Source organism: Curtobacterium sp. L6-1 (assembly GCF_018885305.1).
Classification (GTDB): Bacteria; Actinomycetota; Actinomycetes; order Actinomycetales; family Microbacteriaceae; genus Curtobacterium; species Curtobacterium aetherium.
In genome coordinates, this window is the sequence record NZ_CP076544.1 from 611,141 (window position 1) to 636,652 (window position 25,512).

At 73.3% G+C, this 25,512-nt stretch carries 23 protein-coding genes; 18 read left to right on the forward strand and 5 right to left on the reverse strand.

The genetic code is table 11. The annotated features are described in order from the left end of the window. Positions 1–34: 34 nt before the first annotated feature. From KM842_RS02920 to KM842_RS02945, 6 genes are all read left to right on the forward strand, one after another. Complete coding sequence (locus KM842_RS02920; RefSeq protein WP_216260795.1) at positions 35–1,147, forward strand: adenosine deaminase; 1,113 nt, start codon at positions 35–37, stop codon at positions 1,145–1,147. 4 nt (positions 1,148–1,151) lie between these two features. Further along, positions 1,152–1,601 carry a PTS sugar transporter subunit IIA gene (locus KM842_RS02925; protein ID WP_216260798.1) on the forward strand — a complete coding sequence of 150 codons (450 nt, stop codon included), beginning with the start codon at positions 1,152–1,154 and terminating at the stop codon, positions 1,599–1,601. Beyond that, positions 1,598–1,870, forward strand: coding sequence for a PTS sugar transporter subunit IIB (locus tag KM842_RS02930; RefSeq protein ID WP_216260800.1), 273 nt, complete (start codon positions 1,598–1,600; stop codon positions 1,868–1,870). Before KM842_RS02925 ends, KM842_RS02930 begins: the two co-directional genes overlap by 4 nt. A gap of 24 nt (positions 1,871–1,894) precedes the next feature. Next, a complete protein-coding gene (locus tag KM842_RS02935) occupies positions 1,895–2,725 on the forward strand; it encodes a purine-nucleoside phosphorylase (RefSeq protein WP_216260802.1) in 831 nt (276 codons plus the stop codon). A 62-nt stretch (positions 2,726–2,787) separates the two neighbouring features. After that, entirely contained in the window at positions 2,788–4,440 is a 1,653-nt protein-coding gene (locus KM842_RS02940) for a phospho-sugar mutase (RefSeq protein WP_216262007.1), read from the forward strand. Positions 4,441–4,651: 211 nt separating this feature from the next. Continuing rightward, positions 4,652–5,608, forward strand: a complete 957-nt coding sequence (locus KM842_RS02945) for a hypothetical protein (RefSeq protein WP_216260804.1) — start codon at positions 4,652–4,654, stop codon at positions 5,606–5,608. 102 nt (positions 5,609–5,710) lie between these two features. Here KM842_RS02945 and KM842_RS02950 read toward each other — a convergent pair whose 3' ends face one another. Next, a complete protein-coding gene (locus KM842_RS02950; protein WP_216260806.1) occupies positions 5,711–7,483 on the reverse strand; it encodes an ATP-binding protein in 1,773 nt (590 codons plus the stop codon). Positions 7,484–7,562: 79 nt separating this feature from the next. Next, entirely contained in the window at positions 7,563–8,288 is a 726-nt protein-coding gene (locus KM842_RS02955; protein ID WP_216260809.1) for a Maf family protein, read from the reverse strand. Between the two features lie 14 nt (positions 8,289–8,302). Between KM842_RS02955 and KM842_RS02960 the strand changes: the two genes are divergently transcribed. From KM842_RS02960 to KM842_RS02975, 4 genes are all read left to right on the forward strand, one after another. After that, positions 8,303–9,562: a class I SAM-dependent RNA methyltransferase gene (locus tag KM842_RS02960; RefSeq protein ID WP_216260811.1), complete on the forward strand. Its 1,260-nt coding sequence runs from the start codon at positions 8,303–8,305 to the stop codon at positions 9,560–9,562. A 129-nt stretch (positions 9,563–9,691) separates the two neighbouring features. Continuing rightward, complete coding sequence (locus KM842_RS02965) at positions 9,692–10,417, forward strand: response regulator transcription factor (protein ID WP_420362454.1); 726 nt, start codon at positions 9,692–9,694, stop codon at positions 10,415–10,417. Between the two features lie 24 nt (positions 10,418–10,441). Next, positions 10,442–11,773 carry a sensor histidine kinase gene (locus tag KM842_RS02970; RefSeq protein WP_216260813.1) on the forward strand — a complete coding sequence of 444 codons (1,332 nt, stop codon included), beginning with the start codon at positions 10,442–10,444 and terminating at the stop codon, positions 11,771–11,773. Continuing rightward, positions 11,770–12,822 carry a DUF8320 family protein gene (locus KM842_RS02975; protein ID WP_216260815.1) on the forward strand — a complete coding sequence of 351 codons (1,053 nt, stop codon included), beginning with the start codon at positions 11,770–11,772 and terminating at the stop codon, positions 12,820–12,822. Before KM842_RS02970 ends, KM842_RS02975 begins: the two co-directional genes overlap by 4 nt. A 593-nt stretch (positions 12,823–13,415) precedes the next feature. On the opposite strand, the gene KM842_RS02980 is transcribed toward KM842_RS02975, so the two are convergent. Together KM842_RS02980 and KM842_RS02985 are read right to left on the reverse strand one after the other, a co-directional pair. Continuing rightward, positions 13,416–13,667: an acyl-CoA carboxylase subunit epsilon gene (locus KM842_RS02980; RefSeq protein WP_216260817.1), complete on the reverse strand. Its 252-nt coding sequence runs from the start codon at positions 13,665–13,667 to the stop codon at positions 13,416–13,418. After that, positions 13,664–15,259 (reverse strand): acyl-CoA carboxylase subunit beta, encoded by a 1,596-nt coding sequence (locus tag KM842_RS02985; protein ID WP_216260819.1) that lies wholly within the window; start codon positions 15,257–15,259, stop codon positions 13,664–13,666. Before KM842_RS02985 ends, KM842_RS02980 begins: the two co-directional genes overlap by 4 nt. Before the next feature lie 74 nt (positions 15,260–15,333). Here KM842_RS02985 and KM842_RS02990 point away from each other — a divergent pair, with 74 nt between their 5' ends. The 5 genes from KM842_RS02990 (at position 15,334) to KM842_RS03005 (ending at position 20,793) form a co-directional block, all read left to right on the forward strand. Further along, positions 15,334–16,152 carry a biotin--[acetyl-CoA-carboxylase] ligase gene (locus tag KM842_RS02990; RefSeq protein ID WP_216260821.1) on the forward strand — a complete coding sequence of 273 codons (819 nt, stop codon included), beginning with the start codon at positions 15,334–15,336 and terminating at the stop codon, positions 16,150–16,152. Between the two features lie 4 nt (positions 16,153–16,156). Next, positions 16,157–16,690 carry a PH domain-containing protein gene (locus KM842_RS02995; protein WP_216260823.1) on the forward strand — a complete coding sequence of 178 codons (534 nt, stop codon included), beginning with the start codon at positions 16,157–16,159 and terminating at the stop codon, positions 16,688–16,690. Between the two features lie 77 nt (positions 16,691–16,767). Further along, positions 16,768–18,075: a UDP-glucose dehydrogenase family protein gene (locus KM842_RS03000; RefSeq protein ID WP_216260826.1), complete on the forward strand. Its 1,308-nt coding sequence runs from the start codon at positions 16,768–16,770 to the stop codon at positions 18,073–18,075. A 160-nt stretch (positions 18,076–18,235) separates the two neighbouring features. Beyond that, positions 18,236–19,858: a phospholipid carrier-dependent glycosyltransferase gene (locus tag KM842_RS15820; RefSeq protein ID WP_253206222.1), complete on the forward strand. Its 1,623-nt coding sequence runs from the start codon at positions 18,236–18,238 to the stop codon at positions 19,856–19,858. Then, on the forward strand, positions 19,855–20,793 hold the full coding sequence (locus tag KM842_RS03005; protein WP_253206223.1) for a pentapeptide repeat-containing protein: 939 nt from the start codon (positions 19,855–19,857) through the stop codon (positions 20,791–20,793). Before KM842_RS15820 ends, KM842_RS03005 begins: the two co-directional genes overlap by 4 nt. A gap of 88 nt (positions 20,794–20,881) precedes the next feature. On the opposite strand, the gene KM842_RS03010 is transcribed toward KM842_RS03005, so the two are convergent. Then, on the reverse strand, positions 20,882–21,355 hold the full coding sequence (locus KM842_RS03010; RefSeq protein ID WP_253206224.1) for a GtrA family protein: 474 nt from the start codon (positions 21,353–21,355) through the stop codon (positions 20,882–20,884). A 133-nt stretch (positions 21,356–21,488) separates the two neighbouring features. Between KM842_RS03010 and KM842_RS03015 the strand changes: the two genes are divergently transcribed. The 3 genes from KM842_RS03015 (at position 21,489) to purE (ending at position 25,472) form a co-directional block, all read left to right on the forward strand. After that, positions 21,489–22,625 (forward strand): 5-(carboxyamino)imidazole ribonucleotide synthase, encoded by a 1,137-nt coding sequence (locus tag KM842_RS03015; RefSeq protein WP_216260830.1) that lies wholly within the window; start codon positions 21,489–21,491, stop codon positions 22,623–22,625. A 227-nt stretch (positions 22,626–22,852) separates the two neighbouring features. Beyond that, positions 22,853–24,925 carry a glycoside hydrolase family 6 protein gene (locus KM842_RS03020; protein ID WP_216260832.1) on the forward strand — a complete coding sequence of 691 codons (2,073 nt, stop codon included), beginning with the start codon at positions 22,853–22,855 and terminating at the stop codon, positions 24,923–24,925. Positions 24,926–24,962: 37 nt separating this feature from the next. After that, positions 24,963–25,472, forward strand: coding sequence for a 5-(carboxyamino)imidazole ribonucleotide mutase (gene purE / locus KM842_RS03025; RefSeq protein WP_253206225.1), 510 nt, complete (start codon positions 24,963–24,965; stop codon positions 25,470–25,472). Positions 25,473–25,512: the final 40 nt, after the last annotated feature.

Sequence of the window (25,512 nt, forward strand, 5' to 3'; positions counted from 1 at the left end):
TGCGGTGGTCGGTGACCACCGCTAGCCTGGGGGCATGAGCGACGCCGCCCCCATCTACCGCCTGCCCGACGCCGGAGCGGTCATCAACGACCTGCCCAAGGTCTCGCTGCACGACCACCTGGACGGCGGCCTCCGACCGGCCACGATCATCGAGCTCGCGGCGGCGGACGGCGTCGACCTCCCGACCACCGACGCGGCCGAGCTGGCCACCTGGTTCGCCGAGCAGTCGAACTCCGGGTCGCTCGTCGAGTACCTGAAGACCTTCGACGTCACCACGGCCGTCATGCAGACCGCGGCGGGCCTGACGCGCGTCGCTCGCGAGTTCGTCGAGGACCTCGTCGCCGACGGTGTCGTCTACGGCGAGATCCGCTGGGCGCCCGAGCAGCACCTGCAGCGCGGGCTCACGCTCGACCAGACCGTCGAGGCCGTGCAGGCGGGCATCGAGGAAGCGGTCGACGCCGCCGGTGGCTCCATCCGCATCGGCCAGCTCGTCACCGCCATGCGCCACGCCGACCGCGCGATGGAGATCGCCGAGCTGGCCGTCCGCCACCGCGACCGCGGCGTCGTCGGGTTCGACATCGCCGGGGCCGAGGCCGGCTTCCCGGCGTCGAACCACCGCGCCGCGTTCGACTACCTGGCGTCCGAGCTCTTCCCCGTCACGGTGCACGCCGGAGAAGCCGACGGGCTCGCCTCCATCCGCTCGGCGCTCGTCGACGGTCGGGCGCTCCGCCTCGGCCACGGCGTCCGCGTCTACGAGGACGTCACGCTGACCGACGGCGGCGACGGGTCCATGCTCGCCACCCTCGGCGAGGTGGCGTCCTGGGTGCGCGACCGCGAGATCCCGCTCGAGGTCTCGCCGCAGTCGAACCTGCAGACCGGCGCCGTCGCAGCGTGGGGCGACGACCTGGCGGACCACCCGATCGACGTGCTCTACCAGCTCGGCTTCCGGGTCACCGTGAACACCGACAACCGCCTGATGAGCAACACGTCGCTGTCGAAGGAGCTCGCGCTCCTCGCGGGCACGTTCGGCTACGACCTCGACGACCTGGCCGCGTTCCAGATCAACGCCGCGTTGGGCTCCTTCCTGCCGCTCGAGGACCGCGAGGAGATCATCGCCGCGATCACGGCCGGGTACGCGGAGGCCTGAGCTGATGGGGCTGCCGCCGCTGCCGGACCACGCCGTCGTGCTCGGGGCGTCCGCGTCGTCGTGGCGTGATGCGCTGCGGACGGTCGGCGGCGCCCTCGTGACCTCCGGGGCGACCACGGACGCGTACACCGACGCCATGGTCGACATGGTGGAGGAGCACGGGCCGTACATCGTCATCTCGCCCGGGCTGGCCTTCGCCCACGCCCGACCTGGGGCGAGCGTGCTCCGGGACGGGTTGGCGGTCGTCACGCTCGCCGGGCCCGTCGCCTTCGGGCACCCGCACAACGACCCCGTCTCGGTGGTGCTCGGGCTCGCCGTCGCCGAGGTCGGCACCCACCTCGAGTCCATCGGGGCGATCGCGAACCTGTTCAACGACGCCTCGGTCACCGGACGGCTGGCCGCCGCGACGACGCCTGAACAGGTCCGGACCATCATGGGAGTGACGAACGCGTGAAGATCGTGACCATCTGCGGCGCCGGCATCGGCGCGAGCGGCATCCTCAAGGTCAACGCCGAGAAGGCGCTCGGCTCGCTCGGGCTCTCGGCCGAGGTCGTCGCGGCCGACGTCGCGTCGGTGCGACAGGTCTCCGACGACGCCAACGTGATCCTCACCAGCCAGGAGTTCGTCGAGGCGATCGGGACCACCTACGCCGAGGTGATCGTCATCCGGAACCACTTCGACCAGAGCGAGATCACGGCGGCCGTTGAGAAGGCGCTGGGGTAGGTCCCGGCCCGGTACGATCGGCGCATGGTCAGCACCGACAACCCCCTGAACGACCCCGCCGTCGACCCGTTCGACGTGGCTCGCGACGCCGCAGCCGTCATCGCGTCCCGCTCCGGCATCGAACGGCACGACGTCGCCCTGACGCTCGGTTCCGGCTGGGGGAAGGCCGCCGACCTGCTCGGCGAGACCGTGTCCGAGATCCCGGCGTCCGACGTCCCCGGGTTCAGTGCCTCCGCCGTCCCCGGGCACTCCGGCACGGTGCGGTCCATCCGCCTCGAGGACGGTCGCCACGCACTCGTGATCGGCGCCCGCACCCACTACTACGAGGGCCACGGCGTGCGTCGCGTCGTGCACAGCGTCCGCACCGCCGCGGCGACCGGTGCGTCGGTCATGGTGCTCACGAACGGCGCCGGCGGCATCAAGGAGACCTGGACGCCGGGCACCCCGGTCCTCATCAGCGACCACATCAACCTGACGGCCGACAGCCCGCTCGAGGGCGCGACGTTCATCGACCTGACGGACCTGTACTCGGCCCGCCTCCGCGCGGTCGCGAAGACGGTCGACCCGTCCCTCGACGAGGGCGTCTACACGCAGTTCCGCGGCCCGCACTACGAGACCCCGGCCGAGGTCCAGATGGCGAAGGCGATCGGCGGCCACATCGTCGGCATGTCCACCGCGCTCGAGGCCATCGCCGCCCGCCAGGCCGGGATGGAGGTGCTGGGCTTCTCGCTCATCACGAACCTCGCCGCCGGCATCCAGAAGACGCCGCTGTCCCACACCGAGGTGCTCGAGGCCGGCAAGCAGGCCGAGCCGGTCATCGCCGACCTCCTCGCCCGCGTGGTGGCGGCACTGTGACCCGGCACGACGGGGGAGCGAGCGACGGCGCGATCGCGGACGGCGACCTGGCAGACGGCGCGGTGTCCGAGCAGACCGCGGGCACCGATGTGCTCGTGACCGCCCGTGCCTGGGTCGAACAGGACCCGGACGCCGAGACCCGTGCCGAGCTCCAGCAGCTCATCGACGCCGGGGACACCGACGAACTCACCGCCCGCTTCGCCGGACGCCTGCAGTTCGGGACCGCGGGGCTCCGTGCCGAGCTCGGTGCCGGTCCGCTCCGGATGAACCGGGTCGTCGTCACGCAGGCCGCCGCCGGACTCGCACGGTTCCTCATCGACTCGGGGCGCGACCGCAGCGTCGTCATCGGGTACGACGGCCGCGTCAACTCCGACGTCTTCGCGCGGGACTCGGCCGAGGTCATGCGCGGGCTGGGCCTCGACGTCACGCTGCTGCCCGGTGCGCTGCCGACCCCGCTCGTCGCCTTCGCCGTGCGGCACCTCGGCGTCGGTGCGGGCGTCATGGTCACGGCGAGCCACAACCCGCCGCGGGACAACGGCTACAAGGTGTACCTCGGCGGTGACGACGAGGGTTCGCAGATCGTGCCCCCGGTCGACGCCGAGATCGCGGCGGCCATCGACGTCGTCGCCGCCGGGGACGTCCGGTCGCTCGACCGGGCCACGGACTACACCGTCGCCGACCAGGCGCTCGTGCAGGCCTACGTGGACGCGACGGCCGCGACGGTGCCGGCCCCGGGCCTCCCGGCCGACGCACAGCCGTCCGTCGTCTACACGGCGATGCACGGGGTCGGGTGGGAGACCGCCCGCGCCGTCTTCGCCGCCGCCGGGTTCCGTGAGCCGGCCGTCGTCCCCGAGCAGATCGAGCCGGACGGCGCCTTCCCGACCGTGTCCTTCCCCAACCCGGAGGAGCCGGGCGCGATGGACCTGTCGATCGCCCGCGGCGTCGCGGTCGGCGCCGACCTGGTCATCGCCAACGACCCGGACGCCGACCGCCTGGCGCTCGCGATCCCGGACGGCGCCGGGTCCTTCCGACGGCTCTCCGGCAACGAGGTCGGGTGGCTGCTGGGGTGGCGCGCCGCTGCCCGCGCTGCCGCCGCCGGCACCACGGGCGTGCTCGCCGCGTCGATCGTCAGCTCGCCGGCGCTGTCCCGCGTGGCCGAGCAGTACGGGCTCGGGTACCGGGACACCCTGACCGGCTTCAAGTGGGTCTCGCGCGTACCCGACCTGCTGTTCGGGTACGAGGAGGCGCTCGGCTACCTCGTCGACCCGCAGGTCGTCCGCGACAAGGACGGCATCTCCGCGGCGCTCGAGCTGCTGTCCCTGGCCACCGAGCTCGCGGCCGACGGCAGGACCATCGCCGACCAGCTCGACGCGTTCGCCGAGCGGTTCGGGGCGTTCGCGTCCGGGCAGGTCGCCACGCGCGTCGACGACCTCGCGCGCATCGGGGAGATCATGGCGTCGCTGCGGTCGGCCGCGCCCACCGAGCTCGGTGGGGTGGCGGTGACGGCGACGACGGACTTCCTCGACGGTGTCGAGGGCTTCCCACCGTCGGACATCCTGCGCTTCGACCTGGACGGTGGCGCGCGCGTCATCGTCCGCCCGAGTGGCACCGAGCCCAAGGTGAAGGTCTACATCGACACCGTCGCGGCCACGCCGGCCGAGGCGTCCGCGCTCGCCGACCGCCTGGCCGCCGCGGTGCGCCCGCTCGTCTCGTAGCGGCGCGGCGCGGCGCGGCGCGGCCTGCGCGGCGCGGCCTGCGCGTTCGCGCCCCGCTCCGAACATCGCGCCCCGTTCCGACGGGGCGCGATGTTCGTTCGGGGGCGCGGGGCAGGGCCGCTCGTCCTGCACCGCGGGACACCGCACACGAACTCTCCACAGCAGTCGGCTCGACGACCCACGGCGCCGCCGCCGCAACGATGCTCGTGACATGCATCTCGACGTCGTCTCGACCGGAGCGGAGCTCGATCCGGCCGCCGCCGTTCGACTGCGTCGCGCTGCGGAAGCCGGTTCGCTCGTCCGGGTCGCGCGTGGTGCGTTCACGGACCGGCAGGCCTGGGACGCCGCAGACGCGCGCGAGCGGCACCGCGCGTTGATCCGCGCAGTCATGCCCCGCGATCGGCAGGGGCTCGTCCTCTCACACGCATCCGCCGTGGCGGTGCACGGTCTCCCGTGGATCGGGTCGTTCGGGGACCGCGTGGTCGTCACGGACCCGGGCCGTGATCGAGGACAGGTCAAAGCGTCGATCCAGCGTGTCGGCGGCAGGGGACGAAGCCTCGCGACGGTGTCGATCGACGGGCTGCGGGTGACCAGCCTGGCGGCGACCGCCGTCGACGTCGCGATCCGCGAGCACCCCTGGCGCGCGATCGCGGTTCTCGACGCCGCGCTGCGTCGAGGCGTGACCAGGACGGAGCTCGGCGCCGAACTCGAGGGACGACGCATGCGCAACCCACGCGTCGTCCGTGCGCTCGTCCGATCCACTGACGGTGATGCGGAATCCGTCGGTGAGAGCATCACCCGCTGGGGAGCCGTCGTGCTCGGAGCGCCGCCGTTGGCGTTGCAGCACGAGTTCCGGCACGAGGACGGAACGGTCGATCGCGTGGACCTGTGGCAGCCCGACCTCGGGGTCGTCATCGAGTTCGACGGGCTCGTGAAGTACTCCGACCCGGCCATGCAGCGCGGGCGGGCGCCGCACGAGATCGTGGTCGAGGAGAAGCGCCGCGAGGACCGACTCCGCCGCCACCGCGACGTCACCGGAGTCGGACGGGCGACCTGGCGAGAGGCGATGCCGGGCGGGCTGCTCCCACGGATCCTGCTCGACGCGGGCCTCCCGCTCGGCGACCGGTGGCCCGCCGCCTGGCGCGCGGCTGCCATTCGCGCCCTGTAACGCACATCGCGCCCCGTCGGAACGGGGCGCGATGTGCGTAGCGGGGCGCGATGCGCGGGCTCGGCGGGGCGCGGCGAGAGGCGGCGAGAGCGGCGGGGCGCGCTACGCGAGCTCGAGCAGGACGTGGCCGGAGGAGACCGTCTGGCCGACGGGGGCGTTCAGCCCGGTGACGACGCCGTCCTTGTGCGCCTGGACGGGCTGCTCCATCTTCATGGCCTCGAGGACGACGAGCAGGTCGCCCTTCACCACGGTGTCACCCTCGGCGACCGCGAGCTTCACCACGGTGGCCTGCATCGGCGACGCCACCGACGAGCCCGAGGCCGCACGCCCGCCCTTGACCGCGGAGGAGCGGCGCTTCGGGGGAGCGGAGGGCCCGGCCGGACGACGGGCACCGGCGGAGCCGCCGACGATCGACGGCATGGTGACCTCGATGCGCTTGCCCTGCACCTCGACCACGACGCTGTCGCGCTCGGCGGGGACGGGGAGCTCCTCCGGGGAACCGCTCCACGCGGGGATGTCGTTGTCGAAGTCGGTCTCGATCCACTGCGTGTAGACGGAGAACGGGGTGGCGTCGTCGGTCGCGAACGCCGGGTCGGCGACCACGGCACGGTGGAACGGGATGACGGTCGGCAGACCGGCGACCTCGAACTCGGCGAGGGCGCGGCGGGAGCGCTCGAGCGCCTCGGCGCGAGTGGCACCGGTCACGATGAGCTTGGCGAGCATCGAGTCGAACGAGCCGGAGACGACGTCGCCGGAGACCACGCCGGAGTCGACGCGGACACCGGGGCCGGACGGCGCGTTGAACACGTGCACGGGGCCCGGTGCGGGGAAGAAGTTGCGGCCCGGGTCCTCGCCGTTGATGCGGAACTCGAACGAGTGGCCGCGCGGGGTCGGGTCCTCGTAGTCGAGCACGCCGCCCTCGGCCAGTCGGAACTGCTCGCGCACCAGGTCGATGCCGGTGACCTCCTCGGAGACGCAGTGCTCGACCTGCAGGCGGGTGTTCACCTCGAGGAACGACACCGTTCCGTCGGCGCCGATGAGGAACTCGCACGTGCCCGCACCGACGTAGCCGACCTCGCGCAGGATCGCCTTCGACGCCGAGTACAGCCGCTCGGTCTGCGCGTCGGTCAGGTAGGGCGCGGGGGCCTCCTCGACGAGCTTCTGGTGGCGACGCTGCAGCGAGCAGTCGCGCGTGGACACGACGACGACGTTGCCGTGCACGTCGGCGAGGCACTGGGTCTCGACGTGGCGCGGCTTGTCGAGGTACTTCTCGACGAAGCACTCGCCGCGGCCGAAGGCTGCGATGGCCTCGCGCGTCGCAGACTCGAACTGGGACTCGATCTCGTCGCGGGTGCGGGCGACCTTGAGCCCGCGGCCACCGCCACCGAACGCGGCCTTGATCGCGACCGGCAGGCCGACCTCGTCGGCGAAGGCGACGACCTCGGACACGTCCTGAACGGGCTCGATGGTGCCCGGGGCGAGCGGCGCCCCGACGGCCTCGGCCACGTGACGGGCGGACACCTTGTCGCCAAGCCGCTCGATCGATTCCGGGGACGGCCCGATCCAGGTCAGCCCGGCGTCGATGACGGCGCGGGCGAAGTCGGCGTTCTCGGCGAGGAAGCCGTAGCCCGGGTGCACGGCGTCGGCACCGGAGCGGCGAGCGACCGAGATGATCTTCTCGATGACCAGGTAGGTGTCGGCGCTCGTGGTGCCGTTCAGCGCGTACGCCTCGTCGGCGAGGCGTGCGTGCAGGGCGTCACGGTCCTGGTCGGCGTAGACCGCGACCGAGGCCTTGCCCGCGTCGCGAGCCGCGCGGATGATGCGGACGGCGATCTCGCCACGGTTCGCGATGAGGACCTTGCTGATGCGGGGCATGGAACATCAGCGTATTCGTGCGCACCGGTCGTGTTTTGAGCGGCATCCACAAGAAACCACGCCGGGAGCAGGTGGATGTCTACAGTGACCAGAGGTCGTGCCAGGCGATGCCGAACCCCCGCAGCAGCATGGAGCGGAGGACCGGGAGCGACAGCCCGACGACGGCCGAGGGCGCGCCGTCGATGCGGGTGATGTACGCCGCAGCCCGTCCGTCGATGGTGAAGGCACCGGCGACCTCGAGCGGTTCGCCCGTGGCCACGTAGGCGTCGATCTCCTCGGGCGTCAGGTCGTCGGCGAACGTCAGGACGGCGCTGTCGACGGCCACGACGTGGTCCCCGTCGGCGACGAGTGCGGACCCGCCCGGCGCGACGGCGCCGAGGGACGGGACCGCGTGCGAGCCGGCCGAGGTGCCGGACCCCGCGATGCGTCGGTCGATCACGCAGTGCCCGCTCCACAGCGTCCCGCCCCCGGCGGCGAGCATGCCGCGCCAGCGCTCCCGCGCGACGGCGGGGTCGTGCGGCTTGCCGTACAGCTGCCCGTCCACCTCGAACGCGGAGTCCCCGCCGAACACGACCCCGTCGAGCGGTCCGTCCGCGGCGACCGTGCCGTCCGCGACGGCGCGCGCCTTCGCGACGGCGAGCAGCGCGACGAGCTCCGGACCGGTGAGGGGCCGCCCGAGGCGCTCCTGCTCGGCCAGCGCGACCGCGTCCTCGTCGACACCCGGCGACACGAGCACGGGATCGATGCCGGACTGCGCCAGGAGGGCGCGACGGGCGGGGGAGGTGCTCGCGAGGTACAGACGCATGGGAACATCGAACCATGGGTGAATCCGTCGGCACACTGCTCGAACTCGACGTCACCGGGATCGCCCACGGCGGCATCTCGGTGGCACGGCACGAGGGGCGCGTGGTGTTCGTCACGGACGCGGTCCCGGGGGAGCGGGTCGTGGCGCGGGTGACCGAGGACCGGAAGAAGTCGTTCTGGCGCGCCGACACCGTGCGGGTACTCGAGCCGAGCGAGCACCGCGTGGACCACGTCTGGGCCGAGGCCGGCCTCGACCGCGACCCCGCTGAGCGTCCCGGTGGGGCGGAGTTCGGGCACATCTCCCTCGGCCACCAGCGCACCCTGAAGCGCGACGTGCTCGTCGACTCCTTCAGCCGGTTCGGTCGGATCGACCTCGACGCCGTGCTCGGCGCGCCGGTGGTCGTCGAGGCCGCGCCCGGCGACGACGAGGCGAACGGCCTCGGCTGGCGCACCCGCCTCCGCCTGCACGTGGACGCCGACGGCACCCCCGGTCCCTTCGCCGCCCGCTCCCACACGGTCGTGCCCGTGACGAGCCTGCCGCTCACCACCGCGGCCGTCCAGGAGTCCGCCCCGACCGCCCGCGGCTCGATGCCCGGTGCCGAGGTCATCGACGTCCTCAGCCCGAGCGGCTCCGCCGGCGCCCGCCTGGTCATCGACGCCCAGCGGCCCACGGTCGTCACCGAGCTGGTGGGCGAGCGTCGCTTCGCCGTCGACGACACCGGGTTCTGGCAGGTGCACCGACAAGCCCCCGCCGTCCTCACCGCCGCCGTCCAGGACGCGCTCGACCGCGAGCGACTCGACCCGGAGGGGCAGCACCTCGACCTCTACGGCGGCGTCGGGCTGCTCGCCGCGGCGCTCGCCGACGTGGCCGGCCCCCGTGCCCGGGTGACGAGCGTCGAGAGCGCGGCCCGCGCCACCGAGCACGCGCAGGAGAACCTGTCCGAATGGATCGGCGCCCGCGCCGAGACGGCCCGCGTCGACCGGTGGCTCGCCCGGACCGTCGACACCGCCTCCCGACCCGAGCGGGAGCGCTTCCGCGCCGGCACCGTCGTCCTCGACCCGCCCCGCGCCGGTGCCGGTCGCGACGTCGTCGTGTCGGTCGCGGCCCTGCAGCCGGCGCAGGTCGTCTACGTCGCCTGCGACCCCGTCGCGCTCGCCCGGGACGTCGCCACCTTCGCCGACCTCGGCTACCGCCTGGAGGCCCTCCGCGCCTTCGACCTCTTCCCGCACACCCACCACCTGGAGGCCGTGGCGCGACTGGTCCCGGTCGACTGACGGAGACCGTCCGGACGGCCCGGACGGACTTCCGTGGCGGGGTACGAAGCTGAGGCTGACCTGGGTATCCTTGGAGGCTGACGGCACCCGGGATCAGGGCCCGGAGCGTCGTCGGAGCGAGAGGCAACCGTGGACACCACCACCAGCACATCGACCGGTCCGACAGGGGCAGCCGGTCTCGAGACGCGGCCCGTCCGCGTCGCCATCGTCGACGACCACGAGTCCGTCCGACTGGGCATCCAGGCCGCGTGCCAGAACGAGGGGTTCGAGGTGGTCCTCACCGCCGCGAGCGTCCCGGAGTACATCGCGCAGCTGAACGGTCGCGAGGTCGACGTCGTCGTCCTCGACCTGTCGCTCGGGGACGGCTCGACCGTCACCGAGAACGTCAAGGGCGTGCAGGGCACCGGGTCCGCAGTCCTCGTGCACAGCATCGCCGACCGGGTCGCGAACGTGCGGGAGGCGCTGGCCGCAGGGGCCGCCGGCGTCATCCCGAAGTCGTCCGCGACGAAGACCGTGATGGCCGCCGTCGCGACCGTCGCACGCGGTGACGTCCTCAACAACCTCGAGTGGGCCAGCGCGATCGACGCCGACCGGGACTTCGCGAAGGCCCAGCTCGGTCGCCGCGAACGCGAGATCCTGCACCTGTACGCCTCGGGGCTGCCGCTCAAGCTCGCGGCCCAGCAGCTCGGGATCGGGTACTCGACCGCACGGGAGTACCTCGACCGCATCCGCGTGAAGTACGTCGAGGTCGGTCGTCCCGCCCCGACCAAGGTCGACCTGCTGCGTCGCGCGGTCGAGGACGGGATCCTGCCGGGGCTCGACTCCGGCATCGACCCCGACGGCGATGGTCGCTGACGACGGCTGCGTCGGACGGTCCTCGTGACCGTCGACGCCGCGACGGACGCCGGGTCGGGAGCGGCCCGGCGTCCGCCGTCCCCGGGGACGGTGCCGTCCGTCGTCGACGGCGCCGGCATGCTCGATCCGTCGCGGTCCGTCCGTGCGTCGATCACCCAGGCGTCCCTCGAGCGGGCCTTCACGATCCTCATGGCGATCGCCGCCGTCGGGTTCGGCGCCGCGAACACCACCTCGTTCTTCCGCCAGCTGCCGTTCCTCGACCCGTTCTGGGGTCCGGCGACCGCGAGCGTCGTCGCGCTGTCGTTGCTCGCCGTGGGTGCCTCGGCCGCGCTGCAGCGGTGTGCGCAGGCCGCGCAGGCCGCCTGTGCGCTCCTGTTCCTCGTCGCGCTGGTCACCTTCCCGCTGACCGTCCGTGACGCGCTCCCGCCGGCGCAGTCGCCCTGGCCGTGGTGGCTCTGCAACGTCGGCACGATCGCGGCGTCGCTGAGCTTCGCCAGCTGGCGTGCGGCCGTCTACAACGTGATCGTCCCGGTCGTCTTCGTCCTGCTGCGGCTTTCGCCCGCGGGCGGCAGTGCAGGGATCGTGCGGGCGTTCCAGGACGGCGCGTACACGGCGACGCTCGGCATCGCGGCACTCGTCCTCATCGTGGTCCTGCGTCGGGCCGCCGCGGCCGTCGACGCCGCCCAGGCCACCGCGGTGCGTCGGTACGCCCGTGCCATGCGGGAGCACGCCACCGAGGTCGAGCGGGTGCAGGTCGACGCCATCGTGCACGACAGCGTGCTCACGACGCTCCTGTCCGCGGCCCGGGCGGACACCGTCGAGGCGCGGACGCTCGCGGCACGGATGGCCCGGAACGCCGTCGACCACCTCGCGGCCGCGGCCGCTGACGGTCCCGGCAGGGATCCCCTCGTGCCGTTCCCGGCGTTCCGGCAGCGCATCGTGGACTCGCTCACGACCCTGGCCGCGCCCGTCGAGGTGCGCAGCTGCCCGGCCGAGGGGCCCGCGATGCCGTCCTCGGCCGCCGACGCCCTCGCCTCGGCGACCCTGCAGGCCGCGGTGAACAGCGTGCAGCACGCCGGGTCGGACGTGACCCGGTGGGTGACCGTCGAGTCCGACGGGCCGACGGTCCGCGTGGAGCTCGCCGACGACGGTGTCGGGTTCGACCCGGGCACGGTGCCGTCCGAACGGCTCGGGGTCCGGCGGTCGATCCTCGAGCGGATGGCCGCCGCCGGTGGTGTCGCCGACGTGGTGACCGCACCCGGCGCCGGCACCCGGGTCGTGCTGTCCTGGCCGGACCCCGGTCCCGTCACCGACGTCCGCATCGACGTCGACGCAGTCGGCGGTGGTCCGGCATGAGGGCCTCCGTCCCCGCGGGCGTCGCGACCGGGCTGGCCGCGCTGTTCTCGCTGCTGCACCTCGTGCTGGCCGCGACGACCCTCCCCGGGTCACCCGCCGCCGCGGCGCCCATCGTCTCGTGCATGGTCCTGTACGCCGCGGCGACGGCCCTGGCGCTCTTCGTCCGCGGCACGGTGCTGCCGGTGTGGGTCGCGTGCTTCGCGCTCGCCACGGCGATCGTCATGCCGATCGTGTGCGCGCCCGTCGTCGACCTGGCGACCGCGCCGACGTACGCCACCTGGTGGATCGCCGCCGTCGGCACCCTGATGGTCGTCCTCGCCGTCCGGCAGCGCGGGCGGTTCGCCTGGGTCGGGGTGGCGTTCTGCACGGTGCACGCCGTCGCCTGGGCCGGTCCGGACGCGCTCGGGAAGCTCGGGGCGCTCGGCAGCGTCATCTGGCTCACGGTGGCGACGGGCTTCGCGATCGCGATGAACCACGCGAACCGCATCACGCGCGACTTCGTCCGTGCCGAGCAGGAGACCGTCGACTGGCAGGCCGCGCAGGAGGCGCACGTGTCGGAGCGGCAGGTCCGCCTCGGGCAGACGACGCGGATGGCGCTCCCGATGCTGCAGCGGATCATGGACACCTGCGGCGACCTCGACCCGGCCGAGCGCGACGAGAGCCTGCACCTCGAGCAGGCCATCCGCGACGAGATCCGCGGGCGCTCGCTGCTGTCCGACGACGTCCGGAACGAGGTCATGCGGCTCCGTCGCCGTGGCGCGGTCGTGCAGCTGCACGACGACGGCGGCCTCGACGACCTGCCGGCGGCTGACCAGGAGCGCGTGCACGCCGAGCTGGCCGACGCGCTTCGACGCGCCTACGAGGCCCAGGCGGACAACGTCATCGTGCGGACCGTGCCGGACAAGGCGGACTCGGCCGTGACGGTCGTCGGGCTGCGGCTCGACGCGGCCGAGAGCGAGTCGGCGGCGCTGGGGACGGCCGACGACGAGGACGACGGCGACGAGGACGACTCGGTCGCCCTCTGGCTCGAGATCGCCCGCACCGCGTAGCGAACGGCCGTCCCGCACCGCGTCGCGAACGGCCGTCCTCCGGCGCCTCGCGAACGGTCGCCTGGCGGCGTGGGAGACCGCAGCGCGGAGCGGGCGGCCGTCCCGCGGCGCGGGCGCCCGCCCGGCGCACGACCACCCGGGAGCGGGGAACGGGCCGGAAGCGGGGAACAGCCCGGAAACGGGGAACGGGCCGGTCGGAGCTACCGACCGGCCCGTTCGCGACCCGAGGCAGAGCGACAACCCGAATATCGCCCTGACTCGTCTCGGTGGTGGCTTCGTACCCTAGTCGGCCACCGACCGGCGATGCACTTCAACGAAGAACACCGAACAGGAACAATGATGCCCGCAGCACCACGGGGTGTCAGTCATCATTTCGGGGGACAATTCCGCGGATCTCCGCCGGTTCCCGGGCGGGACGCCCCCCGTGCGAGGGGAGACCGACCGGTGCGTCCGCTCGTCGGCCCAGTTCCCCCTTCGTCAGACAGGGGTCAACGGGCGGTCCGAGCGCGGACCGGGTGCCGCCACGCGGGGCGACCCACCGGAGGGGCCACACCGCCCCGTCCGTACCCGCGGGTACGGACGGGGTACAGACCTCAGCGGAGCGACCGGCTCCAGGAGCCCCGGTCGAGCGACTGCCGCATGCCCCGGGCGGACGCGGTCCAGCCGGCGCGCGGCGAGGCGACCGTCTGTGCCCGACCCGCGGCGGCGGCCTCGTCGGCCTGCCGCTGCAGCACGGCGATCACCGCGGCGAGTTCCTCCGGGGTCGGCTCACCCCGGACGACGCGGACGTCCGCGACCGAGGCCGGGGCGTCGGCGGGGACGGCTGCTGCGTGACGGGGGGTCACAGCGGGATGTTCCCGTGCTTCTTCGGCGGCAGGCTCGCGCGCTTGCCACGGAGGGCCCGCAGTGCCTTGATGACGGACACCCGGGTCGCGTGCGGCTGGATGATGCCGTCGAGCTCACCGCGTTCTGCCGCCAGGTACGGCGACGCGACGTTGTACGTGTACTCGTTCGCGAGCTTCGTGCGGACCGCGGCGACGTCCTCGCCGGCCTCCTCCGCGCGCTTGATCTCGCTGCGGTACAGGATGTTGACCGCACCCTGACCGCCCATGACGGCGATCTCGGCGGTCGGCCACGCCAGGTTGATGTCGGCACCGAGCTGCTTCGACCCCATGACGATGTACGCGCCGCCGTAGGCCTTGCGCGTGATGACGGTCACGAGCGGAACGGTGGCCTCGGCGTAGGCGTAGAGCAGCTTCGCGCCGCGACGGATGACGCCGGTCCACTCCTGGTCGGTGCCGGGCAGGTAGCCGGGCACGTCGACGAGGGTGAGGATCGGGATGCCGAACGCGTCGCAGAACCGGACGAAGCGTGCCGCCTTCTCGCCCGCGTCGATGTTCAGCGTGCCGGCCATGGCCTGCGGCTGGTTCGCGATGATCCCGACGGTGCGGCCCTCGACCCGACCGAACCCGATCATGATGTTCGGCGCGAACAGCGGCTGGACCTCGAGGAAGTCGCCGTCGTCGACGACGTGCTCGATGATCTGCGTCACGTCGTACGGCTGGTTCGTCGAGTCCGGGATGACGACGTCGAGCTCCCGGTCGGCGTCGGTGGTCTCCATCTCCGGACCGACGTCGTACGACGGCGGGTCGGACAGGTTGTTGTCCGGCAGGAAGCCGATGAGCGAGCGCGCGTAGTCGAGCGCGTCGGTCTCGTCCTCGGCCAGGTAGTGGGCCACGCCGGAGACCGCGTTGTGCGTCTGGGCACCACCGAGCTCCTCGAAGCCGACGTCCTCGCCCGTGACCGTCTTGATGACGTCGGGACCGGTGACGAACATGTGGCTCGTCTTGTCGACCATGATCACGAAGTCGGTGAGGGCGGGGGAGTACACCGCACCGCCGGCCGCCGGGCCCATCACGATCGAGATCTGCGGGATGACCCCGGAGGCCTGCGTGTTGAGGCGGAAGATCTCGCCGTACTTGCCGAGCGCGACGACACCCTCCTGGATGCGGGCGCCGCCGGAGTCGAGGATGCCGATGATCGGCACACCGGTCTTCAGCGCGTGCTCCATCACCTTGACGATCTTCTCGCCGGCGACCTCGCCGAGGGAGCCGCCGAAGACGGTGAAGTCCTGCGCGTACACGGCCACCTGGCGGCCGTGGATCGTGCCGTGGCCGGTGACGACGGCGTCGCCGTAGGGGCGCTTCGACTCCATGCCGAACGCGTGGGTGCGGTGGCGGACGAACTCGTCGAGCTCGACGAAGGAGTTCTCGTCGAGGAGCTGTTCGATGCGCTCACGGGCGGTCATCTTGCCCTTGGCGTGCTGCTTCGCGATCGCGGCCTCGCCGGCTGCGGTCACGGCTTCGTGGTACCGCACGCGGAGGTCGGCGAGACGGCCGGCGGTCGTCGAGAGATCGGGGGTGTCTCCAGTGGTCACCCGCACACCATACCGGCGCTCCCGGGCCTGCCCGTTGGAGGACCCCCACGGTTCCGGCCCGTAGGTTTGCGTGCATGTCCACACCGGTCGAGGCCTCCTTCCCCCGTACGCGCGCCGCCGTCGAGGCGTCCGGCGCGACGCTGGCGGTGCTGGCCACGACCGGCTCGACCAACGCCGACCTGCTCGCCGACGCCGTGTCGTCGCCCGGTGGCAGCGTCGTCGTCACGCTCGACCAGACCGCCGGACGGGGCCGCCTCGACCGCTCGTGGGTCGCCCCCGCCGGACAGACCCTCGCCGCGAGCGTCCTGGTCCGCGCCGACCTGGACCCGCGCGACCGCGGGTGGCTGCCGCTGGTGGCCGGCGCGGCCGTCCGGGACGCCGTCGCCGCCGCCCTCGCCGCCGACGGCGCGGCGGACGCCGACGAGCGGGTCCTCGTCAAGTGGCCGAACGACGTCCTCGTCGACGGCCGGAAGGTCTCCGGCGTCCTCTGCCAGGTCGCAGGCGACGGTTCCGTCGTGGTCGGGGTCGGCGTCAACCTGACCATCCCCGCGTCGGAGCTGCCCACCCCGACGTCCACTTCCCTCCGCGTCGCGGGCGCGACCGGCCCGGCCACGGCGCTCGCCGACGCCGTCCTGACGGACCTGTGGACGGGCCTCCAGGAGGCGGTGGGCGGCCTGGTCACCGGCGGCGCGGCAGCCGAGGCGGTCCGCTCCCACGTGCGCGCCGTCTGCGGCACCGTCGGCCAGCGGGTGCGGCTGGAGCTGCCGGACGGCTCGGTCGTCGAGGCCGACGCGACCGGCGTCGACGACGACGGTCGGATCACGATCCGGGACCGGACCGGCGTCTCCAGGGGCGTCGCGGTGGGCGACGTCACGCACCTGCGCTATGCATGACGGCATGACCGACGAGCCGCCTCCCGAGCTCGTCGTCGCGCGGCTGCGGCCGCACGCCCGCCGTCTGGTGCGGCCCGCGGTGTTCGTGGTCCTCGTCGCCGCGGCCGGCGGGTTCGGCTTCGGCGTGTTCCGGGCGGAGCTCGCGTGGGTGAACGTGCTCGTCGCCGTGCTGACCGTCGTGCTCGTCGTCCTCGGCGGGGTGGTGCCGCTCCTGCGGTGGATGTCGCAGCGGTACGTCGTCACGACCCGGCGGCTCGTCGTGTCGCACGGGCTCGGCACCCGGACCCGGCGGGAGCTCCTGCACTCCCGGGGCTACGACGTCACCGTGCGCCGACGCGGCACGCAGGGGCTGTTCCGCTCCGGGGACGTGCTCGTGTTCCCCGGTGACGACCCCGCGCTCGTGCTCGCCGACGTCCCGCACGCCGACCTCGTCGTCGCGGTCCTGCACGACCTGGTGGAGGCCCACGAGGCCCGCCGGAGGCACCGGGAACCCGACTGGGACGACATCGTCCGGGGCACCCCGCACCGCGACCGGTAGCGCCGCTGCGGTGAACCGCGCCGCTTCTTGCGGTTCACCGTCACCGGATCGGACGCCGGACCCGGTACCGTCGTGCCGTGCGTATCTCTGTCATCGGCTGCGGTTACCTCGGTGCCGTCCACGCCGCCTCCATGGCCAAGCTCGGGCACGACGTCGTCGCAGTCGACGTCGACCCGGGGAAGATCGAACGTCTCGCGGCGGGCGAAGCGCCCTTCTTCGAGCCCGGTCTGCCGGAGATCCTCACCGAGGCGCTCGCCTCGGGACGGATCCGGTTCACGACCGACATGGCCGAGGTGGCCGGTGCCCGCGTGCACTTCGTCGCGGTCGGCACCCCGCAGGGCCCCTCGGGTGCCGCGGACCTCACCTACGTCGACGCCGCGGTCGCGTCGCTGACCGAGCACCTCTCGCCCGGCGAGTTCGTCGTCGGCAAGTCGACCGTGCCGGTGGGCACCGCCGCGCGCCTCGCCGAGGACGTCAGCCGTGCCGTCCCCGGTGCCACGCTGGTCTGGAACCCGGAGTTCCTCCGCGAGGGCTTCGCCGTCCAGGACACCATCGCGCCGGACCGCCTCGTCTACGGCGTGCCGTCCGGACCCGAGGGCGAGGCCGCCGTCGCGGCCCTCGACGAGGTCTACGCCGTGGCGCTCGCCGAGGACACCCCGCGTCTCGTCGTCGACCTCGCGACCGCCGAGCTCGTCAAGGTCAGTGCGAACGCCTTCCTCGCCACCAAGATCTCCTTCATCAACGCCATGGCCGAGATCGCCGAGGTCGTCGGTGCCGACGTCACCGCGCTCGCCGACGCCATCGGGCACGACGCCCGCATCGGCCGCAAGTTCCTCAACGCCGGCCTCGGCTTCGGCGGCGGCTGCCTGCCGAAGGACATCCGTGCGTTCCAGGCGCGGGCGACCGAACTCGGCGTGGGGGAGTCGCTCGCGTTCCTCGCGGACATCGACGCGATCAACCTCCGCCGCCGTGCCCACGTCGTCGACCTCGCCGCCCAGGCGCTCGGCGGCGACGTTCGGGGCAAGCGCGTCGCGGTGCTCGGCCTGGCCTTCAAGCCGAACTCCGACGACGTCCGGGACTCCCCGTCGCTCGACATCGCAGCACGGCTGCTCGAGCAGGGTGCCGAGGTCGCCGCGTACGACCCCGAGGCGATCCCCACGGCGCGCCGCGTGCACCCGGAGCTCGACTACGTGGACAGCGCCGAGGCCGCCCTCACCGGTGCCGACCTCGTGCTCGTCCTCACCGAGTGGAACGAGTTCCGCGCCCTCGACGCCGCGACGGTCGCCGGCCTGGTGGCCTCGCCGGTCGTCATCGACGGTCGGAACTGCCTGGACCGCGACGCCTGGCGCGCGGCCGGCTTCGCCTACCACGGCATGGGGCGCTGAGCGGAGGCCGACGGCGGACGCCGCCGGGTCTCGGACGGGAGGCGCGCACCCAGCCGGGTGCGCGCCTCCCGTCCGTTCACGCCCACGTCCACGTCGACGCCCGCGCACGGGCACCCGCTCCCGTTCTGGTCCGGGCCCCGTCCGTACTAGAGTCGAGCCGATGTCCGACTCGGTGACCGACACGGCTCCTGCAGCCGCTCGCCCTTCCCCGCAGCGTGGCCCGAACGGGCGTCAGCGGCTGCACGACGGGCTGCTCGCGCTGCCCGACCGGATCGGTCGGCTGCTCGCGAACCCGTGGACGTACCGGGCGGCGCTCGTGGTGTTCGTGCTCATGGGCGTGTTCTTCGCCGGGATCCTGCACTACCCGATCGTGGACGGCGAGGGGCACGTGCCCTACGGCGGCACCATCGCCCCCGACGAGCACCGGCACCTGGCGAACATCCTGTACTACGCCGGGCTCCCGCTGACGAACGGGCCGGTGCTGCACCACATCGACCCGGGCGACCTCGCGATGGGCGAGATGCTGCGGTTCCCGAGCTACTTCTACTACTACGTCATGAGCTTCCCGGTGAAGCCGATGGTGAACGCCGAGCTGCCGTACTCGTGGATCGTCATCGCGCTCCGGCTCGCGAACGTGGTGTTCGGGCTGCTCGGCCTCGTGGTGCTCCGGCGGCTGCTGCGCACGATGGGCTTCTCGACGGCGGTCACGGTCCTCTCCGTGATCGTGCTCGTCCTCACCGGCCGCTACGTGTGGCAGTCCGCCGCGGTGAGCTACGACGCCCCGTCGATGACGCTGTTCCTCTGCTGCCTGCTGTACTGCGCCCGGTTCATCCGCGAGCCGCGGTGGGGGACCCTCGGCGCGATGGTCGTCACGGCGGGCTGGACGGTCCTGGTCAAGTACACGTTCCTGCCCTTCGTCGGCGTCGCCGTCGTGGTGGCCGTCGGCTTCGCGGTGCAGCGCGACGGCTGGGGCGTGCTCGCCCACCCGCTCCGCGTCGCGGGCGAGGCGATCCGGACCAGGACGGTCCGGACCGTCGCCTGGTTCCTCGGCTTCGCGGTGGTGGCGGCGCTGCTGGTCGAACGGCTCGGCGTCAACCTGCTCGTGTACCGGCAGTTCAACCCGGACTGCTCGAAGCTCCACACCCACATGCAGTGCCTGACGTTCGCGATCTACGCCCGCAACTACGACGCGACGCGCACGCACGAGCTCGCGGCGGCGAACGGCACCTCGCTCCCGGCGCCGGACCTGCTCGAGTTCACCGGCCGCTGGGTCACGACGTACTTCCAGTCGGTGTTCTTCTACCGCGACCGCACCACGGTCTGGAGCGTGAATCCGCTGGTCGCCGCACTCGGGTCCCTCGTGGTGATCGCCGCCGTCCTGCTCGTGGTGCTGTCCTTCCGCCGGTTCTTCGGCAGCCGCACCGCCGCGTGGGGCACGATCGTGACCGTCGTGTACATCGGCGCGACCTTCGTGTTCAACCTCCGGACGCTGCTGCAGCTCGACGACGAGTACGCGTTCTCCGGCCGGTACGTCCTGCCGGTCGTCCCGATCCTGTACGCGTTGCTCATCGCAGCGGCCGTCGCGGCCTGGAGGCGCCTGCCGGACTGGGTCCGCGCCGGTGCGGTCGTGCCGGCCCTCGTCGCGGTCGCCGTCCTGCTGCTGGTGTTCTCCGCGCCGACCGCGTTCTTCGAGTACGCGCGAACGCCGAACTGGTACACGGACACGGCGCTCGACCACCTGCCCCGCTGGTTGACGGGCTACACCGGGGAGGTCGCACCGTGAGCGGCACCGAGCGGACGACCACGAACGGCTGGCGGCCGGGCCGCGGGACCTGGGTCGCCGTCGTCGCCGTCGTGGTGCTCGTCGCCCTGGTCCTCGTCGGACGCCAGGTGCTGTCCGCACGGGCCGCGGCCGAGACCGAGACCGTGGGCACCTGCGCCGTGCGGGTGCACCCGGGGCTGCACGCGTCGACGCACTGCCCGCGGGTGGACTGGTCGGGCCGGGACCTCCGATCGCAGGACCTGCGCTTCGCCGACCTCGCCGGGGCCGACCTGTCCGGCGCGGACCTGCAGGGCACGATCCTGTTCGGTGCCGACATGCAGCAGGCGGACCTCCGCGGCGCGGACCTCACCGGTGCCGACCTGACCGGGACGAAGCTCACGGACGCGCAGCTGGCCGAGGCGCGCTTCGACGGTGCGTACATCGAGGGCATGGACGTGACCGGCACCGTGCTCGCCGCCGACCCGCAGCAGGCGTGGACGACGGCCGGCGACGGACCGGTGCGGATCTCGTGGTCCTCGGAGACCCCGACGGGCTTCACGACGAACACGTGCGCTGAGGGGCAGCAGCTCTTCACGCCCGGCCATACGCCGATCGACTGCCGCCTGAGCACCGGGACGCGCGACGGGCAGACGAGCGAGTACCAGGTCACGATGACGGTCCTGCAGGCGCCGACCGTCACCGTGCCGACGGCGGTGCAGGTCACGGTCGGTCAGGACGTCACGATCCCCGTCCAGGCCACCAGCCCGTTCCCCGTCGTGGACCTCACCGTGTTCGACTCCCCGTTGCCCGACGGGCTGACGTGGGACCCGGCGACGCAGCAGATCACCGGCAAGCCGTCGGCCGACGCAGTCGGGATGCACGAGCTCGACTTCCGGGCCGAGAACGGCATGGCGGCCACGGCGACGTTCACCGTGACGGTGCTGCCGGCGCCCTGACCCGGACGCTGGTGCGCAGCCCGACACCGGTGCCGGAGGGCCGGTGCTCGGCGCGACACCCGCGCCGAGCGCTGGTGCTCGGCCTGCGTCAGACGCTGGTGCGCGACCGCTCCGGCGCGGCCGCGTTCTCCCGCTCGGCACGGTCGGGGTGGTACACCCAGACCTTGTACAGCCAGAAGCGGAACGCCGTGCCGAGCACGAGACCGATGCCGTTCCCCGAGACGTTGTCGGCCAGGGCGGACGTGAACCCGAGCACGTAGTGCGACAGCGCGAGGCAGCCGAGCGAGATGACCATGCCGCCGAGGGACACGACGAGGAACTCCACGCCCTCCTTCGCGGCGACCGAGCGACGCTGGTGCCGGAACGTCCAGTAGCGGTTCCCGAGCCAGTTCACGACGATCGCGACCACGGTGGAGACGACCTTCGCCCAGAACGGCCCCGAGTGGACCTCGTCCGGGGACAGCACGGTGGCCCGCAGCAGGTTGAAGACGGCGAGGTCCACGACGAAGCCGACGGCGCCGACGACGCCGAAGCGGGCGAGCTGGGCGATGAGGCGCCGCACGGTGACTCCTGGGTCCGTAGAGTTGTCGCTGGCCGACGTGGTTCGGCCCGGGGCGGATCGACGATCGGCCTCGCAGGAGTGTAGTCGAGCCCCCGTCGGCAGCCCGCCGGGGATGGCGGAAGGAACACACAGGATGGCGTTGCGCGTCGGAGTCGTCGGTGGAGGACAGCTGGCCCGGATGATGGTCCCGGCGGCAGTCGAACTCGGGCTCGACATCCGGGTCCTCGCCGAGGGGCCCGGCATGTCCGCGGCGATCGCGGCCACGGCGGAGGGCGACCACCGCGACGTCGACGTCGTCCGTGCGTTCGCCCGCGACGTCGACGTCCTGACCTTCGACCACGAGCACGTGCCGCAGGACGTCCTCCGCACCCTGGTCGAGCACGGCGTCGTCGTGCGTCCCGGGCCGGCGCCGCTCGGGGTCGCACAGGACAAGATCGTGATGCGCCAGCGCCTCACCGAGCTCGGGCTGCCCGTGCCGGACTGGGCAGCCGTGCACGACCAGACCGAGCTGCGTGCCTTCCTCGACGCCCACGGCGGGCGAGCGGTCGTCAAGACCCCCCGTGGCGGCTACGACGGCAAGGGCGTCCGGGTCGTCACCGATGCGTCCGACGCCGACGACTGGTTCACGGCCGCCGCCGAGACCGGCGCCGGGCAGGCGCTCCTGGCCGAGGAACTCGTACCGTTCACCCGCGAGCTCGCCCAGTCGGTGGCGAGGCGCCCGTCCGGCGAGATCGTGGCCTGGCCGCTCGTCGAGACGGTGCAGCGCGACGGTGTGTGCGCCGAGGTGATCGCACCGGCCCCCCGGAGCGCGGGACGCCTGGCCGACGAGGCCGAGGCGATCGCGGTCCGCATCGCCCGTGAGCTCGACGTGACGGGCGTCCTGGCGGTCGAGCTGTTCCAGACCGACGACGAGCGGATCCTGGTGAACGAGCTCGCCATGCGTCCGCACAACACGGGCCACTGGACGATCGACGGCTCCACCACCAGCCAGTTCGAGCAGCACCTGCGCGCGGTGCTCGACCTGCCGCTCGGCGCCACCGGGACGCACGCACCGGTCGCCGTCATGGTGAACGTGCTCGGCGGCCCGGCGGACGGCGACCTGGGGGCCCGTTACCCGGGCGCGTTGGAGGCCTTCCCGGAGGCGAAGTACCACTTCTACGGCAAGGCACCGCGCCCGGGGCGGAAGGTCGGGCACGTCACGGTCGTCGGCGAGGACGTCGACGACGTCGTCTTCCGCGCCCGCGCCGCGGCCGCGCACTTCGACGACTAGGCACGCGGCGACGGCGACGGCGACGGCGACGGCGACGGCGACGGCGGCGACGGCGACTGCTGCTGCGGCGGCGGGGGCGGCCGGCGTCGTCGAGGTGGGGCGCGCCTCCCGTCCGGTCCACCGGGACGCCGACACCTGAGCGGGTGGCACCCGCTCTGGGAACTTGTCGACGCGCGCCGTCGGTGGTGCTCTGGGATCCTCCCCGCCGCCTGTCCAGGAAGTCCGCCGTGCCCCGCCGCCCCGTCCACCCGTCCGTCACCAGCTCGTCCGTCAGCCGTCCGGGCCCGACCGCGCCGTCCCGCGAGCGCCCCACCGACACCGGACGGGCGCGCTCCGGTCCGCGGCGACACCGGCGTCGGCTGCCGGCGGCCCTCGTGGCCACCGCGGCCCTGGTGACCGCGGTGCTCGTCGGTGCGACCGTCGAACCCGCGACGGCGGCGACGACCGACGTCCGGACCGCGACCGCCGCGCAGCTGTACGGCGCTGGGCAGTACCGGTCGTCCACCAGCGAGGCCGCGAAGGCCGCGACGGCACTGCAGACCAGCGACCCCGCCGGGGCGCGCGCCGCCGCCGCGATCGCCCGCTACCCGGTGGCGACGTGGCTCGGGGAGTGGACGACCGGCACGACCCTCACCCGCACGATCGACACCGCGACGGCGGGAGCCGCGGCGGCGGGCACCACCGCGGTCTTCGTCGTGTACGCGATCCCGGACCGTGACTGCGGCGGCTACTCGGCCGGCGGGTTCGACGAACGGACCTACGACGCCTGGATCGACCAGGTCGTCGCGCGCGTCTCGGGCACCCGCTCCGCGGTGGTCGTCGAACCGGACGCGCTCGCCATGCTCAGCAACGCCGCCTGCTCCGACTCGATCGACGCGCAGCGGTACCGGATCCTCTCGCGCACCGTCGCGGCGTTCACCGCGGCGGGCGTCCCGTCCTACCTCGACGGTGGCAACTCGAACTGGGTGTCCCCGGCGACGATGGCGGCACGTCTGCAGAGCGCCGGCGTCGCGAACGCGCGCGGGTTCTCGACGAACGTCGCGAACTACCACCCGACCAACCAGGAGCAGGCCTACGCGCAGCGGGTCTCGGCGCTGACGGGTGGCGCGCACTACGTGATCGACACCTCCCGGAACGGCCAGGGCTGGCGCGGGACCTGGTGCAACGCCCCCGGTGCCGGCCTCGGCACGACGCCGCGCGTGGGCACCGACGGCACCGCGCTCGACGCCCTGCTCTGGGTGAAGACCCCCGGCGCGAGTGACGGCACGTGCAACGGCGGTCCGACGGCCGGCAAGTGGTACTCCGCCTACGCCCAGGCCCTCGTCGCGAACGGCTCCCTCGGCGCCACCGCGAGCGGCACGGCGATGGGCACCGTCGACTGGGCCACCGGCGGGTCCGGGTCCGTCCGCGTGTCCGGGTGGGCGGCCGACCCGGCCCGCACCACCGCGACGCTCACGGTCCGTGTCAGCGTCGACGGGGCACGAGCGGCCCCGGCGGCGGCGGACCGGCCGCGCCAGGACGTCGCGGACGCGTACGGCGTCGGCGCTGCCCACGGCTACGACGTCACGGTCCCCGCGTCGGCCGGCGTCCGGGAGGTCTGCGTCGACACGACCACCGTCGCCGGCGTCGCCTCCCGGCTCGGCTGCGAGTCGGTACGGGTGAGCGGTCGCGACCCGGTCGTCGCGCTCGAGCGGGCCACGGTGTCCGCCGGCGGCATCAGCGTCAGCGGGTACGCGGTCGACGCCGACGATCCCGCCGCCGCACTCCGCACGACCCTGCTCGTCGACGGCAAGGCGGTGCGCACGGTCTCGGCGGACGTCGCCCGGACCGGCGTCGCGGCGCTGGACGGCCTCGGGACGCGGCACGGGTTCGCCGCCGTCGTGCCGGCCGGTGCCGGGAAGCACACGGTCTGCGCCCGGGCGGCCGACGTCGGGGGCGGCGCGGACGTCACCGCCCCCTGCCGCAGCGTCACCGTCGCGGCGAGTGCGCCGCGGGCAGCCCTGGACAGCGTCACGTCGCCGCGGCACCGTCGCGTCGCGCTCCGCGGCTGGGGCTTCGACCGTGACGCCGTCGGCGCGGCGGTGACCGTCGTGGTGTCCGTCGCGGGACGGAGCCCGGTGCGCGTGAGCGCCTCGGCCGTGCGCGACGACGTCGACCGGTCGTACGGTGTCGGTCGGTCGCACGGGCTCTCCACCGTCGTGGCGGCGTCGAGCGGCACCCGGTCGGTGTGCGTCCGCGTCGTCGGGCTCGGTGCCGGGGGAGACCGGTCGCTCGGCTGCCGGTCCGTCCGCGTCCGCTGAGACGGTCCGGCCGGGCCGCCGGAGCTAGGCTCGACGCGTGACCGACACCACCGCTGCCGCCCCGCTCGTCTCCATCATCATGGGCTCCGACTCGGACTGGCCGACCATGCGCGCCGCCGCCGAGATCCTGGACGAGCTCGGCATCCCGTTCGAGGCCGACGTGGTCTCCGCGCACCGCACGCCGGACAAGATGGTGCGCTACGGCCGCGGTGCTGCCGAGCGCGGCATCCGCGTCGTGATCGCGGGAGCGGGCGGCGCGGCCCACCTGCCGGGCATGGTCGCCTCGCTCACGACCCTCCCGGTCATCGGCGTCCCGGTGCAGCTGGCGCGGCTCGACGGACTCGACTCGCTGCTCTCGATCGTCCAGATGCCCGCCGGCATCCCGGTCGCGACGATGGCGATCAACGGTGCGGCGAACGCGGGCATCTTCGCCGCCCGCATCATCGGGTCCACCGACCTGGAGGTCGCGGCGGCCCTGGCGCAGCACGCGGCCGACCTCGAGCAGGTCGTCGAGCGGAAGGCGCAGGCGCTCCGCGAGCAGCTCTGACGCGAGCAGCTCTGACGCGAGCAGCTCTGACACGAGCAGG